The sequence below is a fragment of the Thermanaeromonas sp. genome, from assembly GCF_021890735.1.
GTDB lineage: Bacteria > Bacillota > DSM-521 > Neomoorellales > Neomoorellaceae > Thermanaeromonas.
Map to the genome: position 1 here is coordinate 1 of NZ_JAKKUR010000051.1, position 11,326 is coordinate 11,326.

Annotated in this window: 14 protein-coding genes and 1 tRNA gene; 8 read left to right on the forward strand and 7 right to left on the reverse strand. The window is 47.3% G+C overall.

Features of this window, described 5'->3' with window-relative positions:
- Positions 1 to 110: 110 nt before the first annotated feature.
- Both L5656_RS08125 and L5656_RS08130 read right to left on the reverse strand, forming a co-directional pair.
- Positions 111 to 1,052, reverse strand: a complete 942-nt coding sequence (locus tag L5656_RS08125) for a tyrosine-type recombinase/integrase (protein ID WP_297201593.1) — start codon at positions 1,050 to 1,052, stop codon at positions 111 to 113.
- 410 nt (positions 1,053 to 1,462) lie between these two features.
- Complete coding sequence (locus L5656_RS08130; protein WP_297201594.1) at positions 1,463 to 2,263, reverse strand: helix-turn-helix domain-containing protein; 801 nt, start codon at positions 2,261 to 2,263, stop codon at positions 1,463 to 1,465.
- Between the two features lie 405 nt (positions 2,264 to 2,668).
- On the opposite strand from L5656_RS08130, the gene L5656_RS08135 reads away from it, so the two are divergent.
- The 4 genes from L5656_RS08135 (at position 2,669) to L5656_RS08150 (ending at position 5,689) form a co-directional block, all read left to right on the forward strand.
- Complete coding sequence (locus tag L5656_RS08135; RefSeq protein ID WP_297201596.1) at positions 2,669 to 2,866, forward strand: hypothetical protein; 198 nt, start codon at positions 2,669 to 2,671, stop codon at positions 2,864 to 2,866.
- 280 nt (positions 2,867 to 3,146) lie between these two features.
- Entirely contained in the window at positions 3,147 to 4,259 is a 1,113-nt protein-coding gene (locus L5656_RS08140) for a hypothetical protein (protein WP_297201598.1), read from the forward strand.
- Positions 4,260 to 4,285: 26 nt separating this feature from the next.
- Positions 4,286 to 4,465 (forward strand): helix-turn-helix domain-containing protein, encoded by a 180-nt coding sequence (locus L5656_RS08145; protein WP_297201600.1) that lies wholly within the window; start codon positions 4,286 to 4,288, stop codon positions 4,463 to 4,465.
- A 42-nt stretch (positions 4,466 to 4,507) separates the two neighbouring features.
- On the forward strand, positions 4,508 to 5,689 hold the full coding sequence (locus tag L5656_RS08150) for a site-specific integrase (protein ID WP_297201602.1): 1,182 nt from the start codon (positions 4,508 to 4,510) through the stop codon (positions 5,687 to 5,689).
- A gap of 97 nt (positions 5,690 to 5,786) precedes the next feature.
- Here L5656_RS08150 and L5656_RS08155 read toward each other — a convergent pair.
- The 3 genes from L5656_RS08155 to L5656_RS08165 form a co-directional block, all read right to left on the reverse strand.
- Positions 5,787 to 5,875: transfer RNA gene (locus L5656_RS08155), tRNA-Leu, on the reverse strand.
- Positions 5,876 to 6,012: 137 nt separating this feature from the next.
- Complete coding sequence (locus L5656_RS08160) at positions 6,013 to 6,342, reverse strand: HEPN domain-containing protein (RefSeq protein WP_297201604.1); 330 nt, start codon at positions 6,340 to 6,342, stop codon at positions 6,013 to 6,015.
- Positions 6,339 to 6,824, reverse strand: coding sequence for a nucleotidyltransferase domain-containing protein (locus L5656_RS08165; protein ID WP_297201606.1), 486 nt, complete (start codon positions 6,822 to 6,824; stop codon positions 6,339 to 6,341). Before L5656_RS08165 ends, L5656_RS08160 begins: the two co-directional genes overlap by 4 nt.
- Before the next feature lie 225 nt (positions 6,825 to 7,049).
- On the opposite strand from L5656_RS08165, the gene L5656_RS08170 reads away from it, so the two are divergent.
- A complete protein-coding gene (locus tag L5656_RS08170; RefSeq protein WP_297201608.1) occupies positions 7,050 to 7,736 on the forward strand; it encodes a manganese catalase family protein in 687 nt (228 codons plus the stop codon).
- Positions 7,737 to 7,813: 77 nt separating this feature from the next.
- On the opposite strand, the gene L5656_RS08175 is transcribed toward L5656_RS08170, so the two are convergent.
- Positions 7,814 to 8,143 carry a nucleotidyltransferase domain-containing protein gene (locus L5656_RS08175; protein WP_297201610.1) on the reverse strand — a complete coding sequence of 110 codons (330 nt, stop codon included), beginning with the start codon at positions 8,141 to 8,143 and terminating at the stop codon, positions 7,814 to 7,816.
- A gap of 35 nt (positions 8,144 to 8,178) precedes the next feature.
- On the reverse strand, positions 8,179 to 8,586 hold the full coding sequence (locus L5656_RS08180; protein ID WP_297201612.1) for a HEPN domain-containing protein: 408 nt from the start codon (positions 8,584 to 8,586) through the stop codon (positions 8,179 to 8,181).
- Positions 8,587 to 8,836: 250 nt separating this feature from the next.
- On the opposite strand from L5656_RS08180, the gene L5656_RS08185 reads away from it, so the two are divergent.
- From L5656_RS08185 to L5656_RS08195, 3 genes are all read left to right on the forward strand, one after another.
- The gene (locus L5656_RS08185) at positions 8,837 to 9,952 is read left to right on the forward strand and encodes a glycosyltransferase family 4 protein (protein ID WP_297201614.1); all 1,116 of its coding nucleotides are present in this window, start codon (positions 8,837 to 8,839) and stop codon (positions 9,950 to 9,952) included.
- A 102-nt stretch (positions 9,953 to 10,054) separates the two neighbouring features.
- On the forward strand, positions 10,055 to 10,519 hold the full coding sequence (locus tag L5656_RS08190; RefSeq protein WP_297201616.1) for a hypothetical protein: 465 nt from the start codon (positions 10,055 to 10,057) through the stop codon (positions 10,517 to 10,519).
- A 50-nt stretch (positions 10,520 to 10,569) separates the two neighbouring features.
- Positions 10,570 to 11,247, forward strand: coding sequence for a hypothetical protein (locus L5656_RS08195; protein WP_297201618.1), 678 nt, complete (start codon positions 10,570 to 10,572; stop codon positions 11,245 to 11,247).
- The last annotated feature ends 79 nt before the right edge of the window (positions 11,248 to 11,326 follow it).

An 11,326-nucleotide genomic window follows, 5' to 3' on the forward strand; every position in this document is an offset into this window, starting at 1 on the left:
CAGGGTGGTCAACTTTTCGCTGATCATCTGGTCAACTTTTAGAGTATCAAATACATAAGGTACCTGCCCGGCCTTCTTCGTGGGCTTATAGCGCCTTCTAGAGGGCCGTTTTACAGCTTGCGGTTAGCTCTCTTGCCTAGCTGCTGCAGCTTTGCCACATGTGAGGCTTTCTCGTGGGCTTCGCGGATGTCATCCTGCACATAGCGGATATACCTGCGGGTCATGGTGAGGTCCTTGTGGCCTAATATGCGCTGCAGGGCGAAGGGGTCATTGCTCGCTTTGAGGAACTCAATAGCAAAGGTGTGCCGCAGGCCGTAGGGCGTGACCTTTACACCTGCTTGTGAGCAGTATTCTCTCACCCTTGCTGCCCACTGCCCGCGGTCTAGTGGTCTCCCGTTTTCGGTGGCAAACAAGGGCACGTCTCCACCCCACCACTGTGGCCGCACTTTAAGGAATTTCGCTAGGGCCTGGGCCGTGAGGGGTGAGAGGACCAGGGTCCTTCCCACACGGGTCTTAGCAATTTCCGGGCGTATGTACAGTTCACGGGCTTCGAGGTTTAGGTCAGCGGGCCGCACCTGGAACAGCTCACCGGGCCTTGCTCCGGTGTCAATTTGCACCAGCAGCAGGCAGTAATCCCGCAGGCCTGCGTAGGTCTTCCTGTCAGGCGCATTGAGCAGCTTCTTCAGGGCCTCCAAGGGCACGTGCCTTATGCGGTTCAAGTCTTCCTTCGCTGGCCTTATCCCTGCCACAGGGTTGGCGGGAAGGTAGCCCTGCGATACGCACCAGTTGAAAAAGGCCTTGAGGTAGCGCAGCCTGATGTTTCTATACCCAGGAGAACAGGGCTGGCTGAAGTAGCGTATAACGGCTTTCTGCAGGGCCTCATAGGTGGTGATATTGGGATTGGCCTTGAGGAAGGCTTCCACGTGGTAGCGGTAGTCGTCAAGAGTGCGCTCAGCTACGCCGTCGGCCCGCCTGCTGTGGAGAAACTCTTCCACAGCCTCCTCTAGGTCAACTTCTACGGGCTTAGAGCGAATACGGGCGAGTTTGCCCATAATAAAACCCCCTTCAGCCACACCGGATTTCGTGAAGGGGGTAAATCCGCTGGAACCCTTGATTTTCCTACTGGTGCCGAAGGCGGGAGTCGAACCCGCACGGGGTGTGAGCCCCACCGGATTTTGAGGGAGGCAAAACGAATAATAATAGGGTTTTGGACGGAATGGTCTATAGCGCAAAGTATTGAAAAACAAGGAATTCCGCCTGGGGACTAAAACGATTAGTTACAGCTAATATCGCTGTATTTCTAAGAGTTGGTTTGAAAGATGTTTGAAGAATAAAGACTTCTCTTCCATGGCTACGGCGCCGGGAAGGGAAGCAGGGTCCCTACCGGCGCCGTAGCCATGGGAAACTGTCAGGTTGATACTGGTAATCCTGCATAAACATTACAAATAGAAAATCATGTTACTTACTCGGGTAATGGCTCTACTTTAGCTACAATTATGGCTACTAGATTTTTTAGCCTAGGGTCTTCTCCTTGGGAAGCATGGCGATATGGAACAACATCTTTGAAATGACATATTCGCCATTGGGGGTCATACTTTCCTGTTTTTAGCATATCTTCAGGCTCCGATTCTTCCGCAATTACGAGAGCTTCCTCAGAAGGAGGCTTATAAACGATAGTTGGTCGTCCTAAAGGTAAGAAGGGGAATTTTCTACGAGGTTGTCCCTTATAATACTTGCAAAGATAATACCTAAATTTGTCCCCGACTGCCTTTTCACGGACTGCAAATTGAGCATCTTGAGCAATTTCTTTAGGAAAAGGGATTATGGGAGGAGGAAAGTCGAGCGAGTTAAATCGGCCATTTCTGTCTATTTCCCAATAACATGGTAAATAGATTGCATCGGTTAACTTAGAAAGTGCATTTAATATCGTATTCCTAGTAATAGTTTCGATTTCCACATCTGGGCCAAGAAAGTAATGAATGGGTTTTCCTAGTATCAAGGCAATAGTTTCTAGAATGTGTATAGGTACTTGTCTTTTTCCCGCTTCATAGTAGTTTAGTGCCGTAGGGGTAATACCAAGATAAGAAGCCAGTTCCGCTTGGGTAAGACCGGCTTCATTTCTAGCAGCCCTTATTTTCTGCCCTAAGTATCGGTAGTAATTAGGTTCCTCGTCAGTATGACCTTCATTATGAGATGTATCCTGTAAAAGCTCATTTTCAGAAACGGTTTCATCAATCGGATTAAATTTCCCTAAAGTTTCCATGCTATGCATTCCTTCCCTAAAAGTTTAACCCTTACTTGTTAATATTATACGCAATTCGTTAAAATCCTCTTGCACGTGAAAAACAAAAATGATATAATCAAGACGGTAATGAAATTAGCAATAAGTTAACTGGAGAAAATGACATGATGATATCTAAAGAGCTCATTGGAACAATAGAAACAATCGAATATTACTTCAAACAACTGAACAGATCTAAAGCCGTTCAACATACTATCGAACGGAAGCTTAGGAATAAGTTGCAAGAGCTTAAGGAAGCATTAGAGAAGACCCTCTCGCAACCACCAGGGCCAACTGCTCCGGCTTGCTAACATGGAGAAAGGCGTGTGCTAAGCCGAAGAGCTTGCAAAGTGGAAGACTTTATAAAGGTATAGGAGGATGGCTTAAATGAGTAGTCGTGATGTTGCTAGATGTCCTGTTTGCGGTGGTATTGTGCATCGTCATTGGCATTGTCTTATATGCGGTAAGGTATTTAATTCTCCTAAGTATTTTGTATTAGATGGGGAAATAGTTACTGTTCAGCGTAAAGGTAAAAAGTTTAGTGATGGGGATTTTACTTTCGAGGAGAAAGGTATCGAACCATAGCAAGCAAGGATTTAGCACACGCCTCGGGGGGCTGACCGGCTTAGTTGCTACTCGTTGCGGCCGGCAAGCATGTCAAGGGCGTCAGTGGCGAAGCCATGGCCCGTTAGGGCCACCCTTGACATGCGCCAGCCGGCCGCAACAAAATATTCTAACGCCGGGCAGCCACCCCTTAAGAACCTTGCTGTAGGCCCCTCTCCCCACTTACGGGAAAGGGTTAGCGACCAGCTAATAAATAACATGCTGGTCGCTAATTACAGAACGGTAAGGGGTGATATATAGAATGCTATGTGCAGGCATTGATACTTTAGAATTTGGCCTGGACATTGAGAATTACCACAAAGAGTTTAGCCCATTCTTAGGTCATCTAAAAGCCTTAAAAGAGGAAGGCCAACAATTAGGTTTAGCTAGAACATTACATATAAATGGAGTTGCTTTAATTGTAGAAAAAAGTGGAATGCCTTTCTATGCTTACAGGTTGACTTGTAAAGACTTTGTCTTGGGATTTTCTGAGAAACCTACATATCAGAATCCAGATATTTGGGTTAAGTTATCTTCGGGTTTCTTATGGTCGTATGGATACAAAGAGGCTTACAGACGATTTCGGGAGTGGTTTAATCACTTCAGAGTTAACGTTTTGGGAACTAGGATATCCAGAGTAGATATATGCCTAGATGAAGACGAGTTCCCTTTCTACCCGGATGATAAAGAGAAATTTGTCACTAAGGCTAAAAGTAGAGCTAAGCACGAAGTTATATGCGAATATAGCGAAGGCAGAGAGTTAACAGGATTTAGCATAGGAAGAGGTAAGCCTTTATTAGTTCGTATTTATGATAAAACCCGGGAAATAAAAAGATCCGGTAAGACATGGTTTGAACAGATTTGGCTGGAAAATGGCTGGGATAGAGAAAAGCCGGTATGGCGAATAGAGTTCCAAATAAGAAGAGAGTTTCTAAAGGAATGCAGTATATACACTGTGGAGGACTTATTTGAAAAAGAAGATGGGCTTTGGGCTTACTTAACCAATAATTGGCTTGAGTTAAGGGAGAATATAGGCGGTAATGTTTCAAGGCGACCGTTAGACGAACGATGGAAAATAGTTCAAAATGCAAAAAGAAAAATGGAAGTTTCTCCCTTAATTAGAGAACGGGTAATACAGGGTGATATTAAGCGATTACTAGACCAAGGAGTCGGTATCCTTTGTTCCCTTGGAGCAGCAGCAAATAAGACTTCCATGGAAGAAGTGCTAGAAATGCTCAAGAAATGGGGAGAAAACAAATTACTGAAAGAGGGCATTACCTTTAAGGATGAGGTTCAGGCAAGAAGACAGCGATTCATAATGTTTGAGCGTAGAAGGTCCGAGGTATGCCCAAAAGGTTTTAATGTGATACCTTAACTCTTTTTTAGGTGGGAGGAGGAGCCATGGATAACCAATCTTTAATGTTAACCATACCTGAAGTAGCTAAAATGCTCAAAATTGGTAAAGTCAAAGCTTATGAACTGGCAAGACAAGGAGTCATCCCTTCTATCCGGCTAGGAAGGGCAGTCAGGGTGCCTCGCCAGGCTTTCTTGAACTGGCTCCAGCAAAAAGTAGGAGTGTGATAGAATAAAACTGTCCCTAGGCGGTAAAGGAGGGTAGGATTAATGCGGGGACATATCCGCAAAGGCGGAAAAAATATTTGGCGCATTGTGGTAGATTTAGGAAGAGACGCAGCTACAGGTAAGAGAAAACAAAAATGGCAAACAGTGTATGGAACGAAAAAGGATGCCGAAAGAGTATTACGGGAAATACTAACGCAAATTGATAAAAATACTTACATTGAACCCTGTAAAATGACGCTAGCTGAGTATTTGACCAAATGGCTGCAAAGCCATAAGGACTATGACCTTGCTCCAAAGACTTATGAGGACTATAAGACTATCGTTGAAAAGCACTTAATACCCAGTTTGGGCCATATTCCTCTAGGTAAGTTACAACCCTTTCATCTTCAGGAATATTATGTTAATGCTTTAAAGAACGGACGTAAGGATGGCCGGGGACAGAATCTTTCGAGGACCACTGTTAACAAGCATCATAGGGTGTTGCATCGAGCACTAGAAGAAGCGGTCAAAATGCAACTTATACTTCGGAACCCGGCTGACCTAGTGGAGCCACCAAAGCCGGAAGAATATAACGCAAAGACCTTGACCCTAGAGGAAATTGAAAAGGTACTTAAAGAGGCTTATGGCAGTAGAATGTATTTGCCCGTCCTACTGGCTATTAGTACAGGTATGAGAAGAGGAGAAATATTAGGCTTAAGATGGCGGGATATCAATTTTGAAGAAAGAACTATTAGCGTTGTTCAAACCTTACAGCGAAATTCTAATGGGTTAGAATATCGACAACCGAAAACAAAAAAGAGCCGGCGTCTAATAGAGTTGCCGGCATCTGTAGTAGAGGAATTAAAGAAGCATCGCTTACAACAAAAGAAAGAACGCTTATTACTAGGAGAGGCATATAAAGACAATGACCTCGTTTGTTGCTGGCCAGATGGTAGTCCCCTAAAACCTGATTGGGTTAGTCGTAATTGGCAAAACCTGTGTAAAAAGCTAGGTATAAAGGGAGTACGGTATCACGACCTAAGACATACCCATAGTACGCTTCTGATGAGTTGGGGCGTTCCGACTAAAGTAATTTCTGAACGGCTAGGTCATAGCAATACTCAAATTACTGACGATATTTACTCCCATGTATTACCTGGCATACAAAGGGAAGTAGCTAAGCTCCTCGAGGAAAGGATTTTTGCCCGTATATATAAAGATACCAAGGCTCAATCTTCGGTTTGAAGTGGTTTGAAAATGTTTGACGACTTGCCTTTATCCAAGGAGGCAACCCAAATTTATCCACCTTCAAACCTGCAAAGCCTTGGTAAATCTAGCTTTCTGGTGCCGAAGGCGGGAGTCGAACCCGCACGGGGTGTGAGCCCCACCGGATTTTGAGTCCGGCGCGTCTGCCAGTTCCACCACTTCGGCACGCCTCTGTCAGGTGATATTCTACCACAACAAGAGTGTCCTTGCAAGGCCTACAAGGTAGGCTCAATCACCTTGGAAGCCATTTCCACTACCAGCTTAGCATCTTCTATCGCTCGCTTGGCCTCATCCTCTGTATATTATTCAGTAGGGATAAAATCAACATCTCCATAAAAAGCAAATTCCCTTTCTTTACGTAGCCATTTAGATATCCTGGCCATTTTCTCTACCTCTGCCTGCACTTCTTTTGGAAAATGGTTCTTAAACTCTACTAATAAATAACCCACATCATGCTGTTTTGGGGGTTCTACGCCAATAGCCCGTAGCATACCCTTTAGGGCTAATTCCACTATTTCCTGAGCTTCACGCACTACATCAGAATAAGCCTCCTCTTCAAGCAGAACGGGTAATATCTTTAACCGCTTAGTAGCCTTTACTAGATAGCTCTGGGCTAAAGTAATACTCGTCATATCTCGATCACCTCACCCGGAGTATAATCCGGCTTTAAAACCCAGTACCAGGCGCCCCCCCGGTAAATCCTACGCGCTCCCATCTTTCTTAACTTTTCTCTCAATCCAGCCAAATATATGGTCAGAAAATTCTCTCGGTCATAACATATTCTTGCGTCCTCCACTAAATCTAGAAAAAGAAAGCTTCCACGCAATATCTCTTTTCTCTCCTTTATTATCGGTGAAAGGTCTGGCTTGATATATTTAAATCCAGCGGCGCGGCGTTGAACCATCTCTTCTACCTGGCTAAACTCTTCCATTCTCTTTAGGCGACCCTGGGGAAGATTATCCGCTACTACTAAAAGATCGATATCAGAATCCGGGCGAGGTGTACCACGAGCTACTGAACCAAAAACAGCCAAGGAGACTAAACGGCTACCATAGGCTTCCTGAGCAGCCGAGGTTATGATTTCCAAAGCTTGTTCAAATTCCTTAAGATACAAAAGCCGCTCCTCCATTTCTACCTAATCTATTGCTCTTTTTACAGTTTACACCAAAAAAGAAAGCCTTACAAGGTATTCTATCAAAACTCAAGAGCCCTTCTTGGGTTGTAAGGCCTCCGGCGGCTTACCTTCGACCACTATTACGGCGGTTTTGTTGTGTGCTTCGAAGAATACATACTGCAAAACCGGTAATGAAATAATAGACGTGAGAAGGGAGGAATGAACATGTTTAAGCACGATAAAAAGCTCCTCGAGATGGTTCGTGTGGAGCGGCCTAACCCCAACTACGCTGCGCTCCTTCAGGAACAAATCGGGGGGCCCCATGGCGAGCTTAAAGCAGGCTTGCAATACCTGGCCCAGAGCTTCCGCATTCAGGACCCGGCCATAAGGGATATTTTCCTGGATATAGCCGCCGAAGAACTCAGCCATCTGGAAATGGTTTGTACTGCAGTAAATCTCTTAAACGGCCACGAACCACAGGCCATGAACGCTACCATTGGTACTGTCCAGGCCCACGTTGCTACGGGGCTCAACCCCTTCTACAGCAACGCCTCGGGCCAGGTGTGGACCGCAGCCTACATCGAAGCTACCGGCGACCTGCCCGCAGACCTTCTCTCCAACATCGCTGCGGAGCAGAGGGCCAAGGTGGTATATGAATACCTGCACCGCCAAATCGCAGACCGTTACGTCCGTCAGATGATAGATTTCCTCCTGAACAGAGAGGAAGCCCATAATACCTTGTTTCGCGAGTGTTTTCAGAAGGTCCAGGGTACCAGTTCGACCAAGGATTGGGGAGTGGATAAGGACGCCCGTCTATTCTTCAACCTTTCTACACCCGGCAGGTATGTGGGCTCATCCCTCCAGAACCCGCAACCGCCCTCTTTTAATGAGCCGCAGGTTCCGCCTCAGTGAGGAAGCGGGGGCGACCTGCCAGCCTGCACACGCTGGTAAGAGAACAAGAAGGGGGCGGATAACACCCGCCCCCCACCTCAATAAATTACTCTTCCCTCTGCTAGCGCCTGCTGGATAAAGGGCCGGTCTTTCATCTTTTGCCATTCCTCAGGGGTATAGATCAGGATGTCCGTTGCTACACGAGGAGCAAGCTTGCTATATACATAACCTATGCGTTCTACAAAAGGCAAGCTGGTATTTAAAATTACGATGAGGTCTAAATCCGTAAACATATCAGACCGGCCGCGAGCATAGGAACCAAAAAGAATAATTTTCTCCGCACCCAGTTCACGGAGTTCAAGCACCATGCGGTTCAATTCTTCTTCTAAAAGTTCCCTATAACGCTCTTCATCTCTTCCTATTCCCATACCCGGATTGCTGCACCTTCTTTCGTTTTATAGCATTAGAGGCCTGTAAGTTCCGCCACGGTATCAACGACTTGGGCAGCCAGAGCTACAGCTTCCCGGGCTGTCTTCTGATTATATACTTTTGCGGGAATACCATCAGGCAATCCATTTGGGTATCTGGTCGGGATATAGTAGCCGTCCAGGATAGACCATACGGCTTTCTTTTCTTCTATTCTTTTATCGTATTTGGCCGCCCTTTCGCTCAAGGTACTTACCGCATGGCCTAAAACAAGAGCTTCCCCTTGAGCATACAAGAAAGCTTTAATAGCCTTCTCAGCTACTTGCTGAGCAAGAAAGCAGGCAATATGATAGCCCCCCTCTTCGGCCAACCTGCGAGCCCACTTCAAGTCTTCCCGGGCCTGGTCTAACCACCTCCGGGCTTCCTCCCTGGGTGATTGCCTCATAGGGCACTTCCCTCCGTTTGAAGTCTCACCCTGTATCCAGCCAGCCCTTTAGTCAGTCCCAATCCGGTATGGGGTAAACTGCAACTGTTAAGTTCTTTATAACATGGCTTCATAAATTTTACAACACCCACCTCCTCTCCCGAGAGCACCCAGCCCCTCTCGGCACCCTTGAATTATCATTGAACATACACTAAATAGGAAAGTTCGCCAGAACTTTAACCCAACCCGCGAGCAGGGGGCGTGCCGGAAAATGGGCAAGCGAGTAGCAATCTTGACCACCAACTTCTTTCACCCGGTGGAAGAAAGGTTGATTATGGGGGGTGCCGAGCGGTATCAGGTGGAACTCTGCCGCCTGTTGCGTAATATGGGGTTCGAGGTGGAAGTGTGGCAGATCGGCAATAACTGGACCCGGGAGTTTGATGGGGTAAAAATCCATGGCATCCCTACACAGCGTAACGAAATGTATACTTTCCCGGAACTAAATACCTTGTTCTATGAAGCATCCCTAGACTTCGACTACGCGATTTATTTCGTCATGAGCCTGGCCTATCCCGTTGCCAAAGGGAAAAGCATCGGCGTAAGCCATGGCATCTATTGGGACTGGCCGGGTGCTGAACCCTTTACTGGAGGAAACTTCCACAAACAACAGGAATGGTTTTATCGTCAGCACGTAGCCCTACGCAACCTGCAGCTAGTGGTGTCCGTGGATACAAATACCATAAACTTCTTCCAAGCCGTGTTTCCAGGTTCGAGTTGGAAATTCCGTTATATTCCTAATTTCGTAGACACGGAGCTATACTGCCCGCCGAAGGAACCTCGCAATGACGGAATCATTAGGGTTCTTTTTCCGCGGCGTCTTGCACCGGCCCGCGGCTTGAATGAGGCGCTCAAGGTAGCAGAGCGCTTAACAAATCGCTACCCGAACGTAGAATTCCACTTCTGCGGCCGGGGGCACATCGACGAGCACGAACAGCTCATGATGCAGTGGGCGAGCCGTCGAGAGCGCTGCTACTACTACTGGAAACCCATGCATTTAATGCCCGCCGTATATCAACTGGCGGATATCGTCATCATCCCGTCCCGTTCCACCGAAGGCACCAGCCTGTCCGCCCTAGAAGCCATGGCCTGCGGGAAGCCGGTTATTGCGGGGCTAGCCGGGGGTCTCACTGATATAATTATCCACGGCTATAACGGATATCTTATACAAATTAATGTTACGAATCTGGAAGCTGCTGTCGAAGAACTGATACAGGATTCCGACAAGCGCCGGGAAATGGGAAGGCACGCTCGCGAGGTAGCCCTCGCCTTCCGGCAGGAAATCTGGGCTCAGCGCTGGGCCGGGGTAATTGAGGAGGTATTCAAGTAGCCGGGCTTTCCTTATCTCAACTTTCCGTATTTAAGCATATAATTGTAGTGGAATAATCTTGTTGAAGAACTATTCTTTACCAGACAAAAGGAGGAATAAAAAATGTCCTTTACCGCATCTGTCAATAACACTGCCAATGCTCTAGGAACTGGTAGCCCTTCTATATCCGTTACCCCAACAGGGCCCATTTTTGACAACACTAATTTGGTGCCCGGTGAAACGGTGGTAGGCTCACCCCCTATAACTGTAACTAATAACGGAGATGTTGACGTCTTTTATTATATTTTCGCCGACTGGAAGGAAGCCGGCACCAGTTCTCCGCGGCAAGCTCAGATCTTGGCTGACCGCCTTTTGGTAACCATTCAAACCACTCCGGGAGGAGAGATACTCTTCAATAACAGTCCTTTATCCGCCCTCATTGACCAGCCGACAGGCGGCCGCTTTCTGGCTTCTCCAGATAGCGAAGTCCTCCTGTTCAGCGTCACTCTCCCGGCCGACACGGGTAACGTGGCCAAGAACATTGATCTTACAGTAGACTTTAACTTCGTGGCCCAGGCCTCGCCATAAAGATTAGGGAAGGCCGCTTACCGGCGGCCTTCCGGCTCGGGGTATAAGCCATGGCCTTTACCTCCATAGCTTCTAATAAGGGTAACCGTTTTAGCACTCATTACCACGAGGTAAGCATAGTCTGTCTGGTACAGGAATATTTAGTCCTTAAGGTGACCGCAAAAAGTGATCTTCTTTTACCCTGCCTCGGGTCTCCTAAAAAGCAGGAGAACCAGCCCGCAGAGATCGTTCGGGTAAGCGTTCGCCGGCTAATAGACAGTTACTGGTTGAGCAATTTCCGGGAATTGGTCTGGGGTTACTTTGCCGCGGGACGCCCTACTCCTGCCCCGCCCCGGCGAGTAACTTTTTGCCAATTTGTACCTGGTGCAGTCAGTTGCACCTTAGTACCCGTGTCTATTTGCCCGGATACCGGTCTCATAAAGGCGTATTATGAATATAAATTGGTCATAACTTATGAGGATGATAAGGGAGTAACAGGGCACGCCGAGATAAACAGCGGCCCTTTAGTGAGTGTGTCACTGGCAAAAATACACGCCTATGCCCGGTGCGAGGCAAATCTAGAAGTTTCCGTCCTAGAAGCCAGGATAATGCAGGGCGACCCGAAGCCAGTATCCGGACCCCTACCTGTATCTCCCAACGCTGCAAACACCCTCCGCCAGCGCGGCCTTACTCCAGCTGCCTTACATACATTTTTAACTCCTCCGAAAGCGGGCCTTCCGGGTCAATGAAGCTGTAATACTCAAAGGAGCCCCCGGCCGTCTTGCCGTAAAAGATGACTATGATCTGACGGGTGGCTCTCAAGCCGGA

Excerpts from the sequence above, each read along its gene's own strand:
- L5656_RS08160 (WP_297201604.1), bottom strand. The coding sequence starts at position 6,342 with ATGACGAGTATTACTTTAGCCCAGAGCTATCTAGTAAAGGCTACTAAG.
- L5656_RS08145 (WP_297201600.1), top strand. The coding sequence starts at position 4,286 with ATGGATAACCAATCTTTAATGTTAACCATACCTGAAGTAGCTAAAATG.
- L5656_RS08150 (WP_297201602.1), top strand. The coding sequence starts at position 4,508 with ATGCGGGGACATATCCGCAAAGGCGGAAAAAATATTTGGCGCATTGTG.
- L5656_RS08170 (WP_297201608.1), top strand. The coding sequence starts at position 7,050 with ATGTTTAAGCACGATAAAAAGCTCCTCGAGATGGTTCGTGTGGAGCGG.
- L5656_RS08175 (WP_297201610.1), bottom strand. The coding sequence starts at position 8,143 with ATGGGAATAGGAAGAGATGAAGAGCGTTATAGGGAACTTTTAGAAGAA.
- L5656_RS08140 (WP_297201598.1), top strand. The coding sequence starts at position 3,147 with ATGCTATGTGCAGGCATTGATACTTTAGAATTTGGCCTGGACATTGAG.
- L5656_RS08190 (WP_297201616.1), top strand. The coding sequence starts at position 10,055 with ATGTCCTTTACCGCATCTGTCAATAACACTGCCAATGCTCTAGGAACT.
- L5656_RS08125 (WP_297201593.1), bottom strand. The coding sequence starts at position 1,052 with ATGGGCAAACTCGCCCGTATTCGCTCTAAGCCCGTAGAAGTTGACCTA.
- L5656_RS08180 (WP_297201612.1), bottom strand. The coding sequence starts at position 8,586 with ATGAGGCAATCACCCAGGGAGGAAGCCCGGAGGTGGTTAGACCAGGCC.
- L5656_RS08195 (WP_297201618.1), top strand. The coding sequence starts at position 10,570 with ATGGCCTTTACCTCCATAGCTTCTAATAAGGGTAACCGTTTTAGCACT.
- L5656_RS08135 (WP_297201596.1), top strand. The coding sequence starts at position 2,669 with ATGAGTAGTCGTGATGTTGCTAGATGTCCTGTTTGCGGTGGTATTGTG.
- L5656_RS08185 (WP_297201614.1), top strand. The coding sequence starts at position 8,837 with ATGGGCAAGCGAGTAGCAATCTTGACCACCAACTTCTTTCACCCGGTG.
- L5656_RS08130 (WP_297201594.1), bottom strand. The coding sequence starts at position 2,263 with ATGGAAACTTTAGGGAAATTTAATCCGATTGATGAAACCGTTTCTGAA.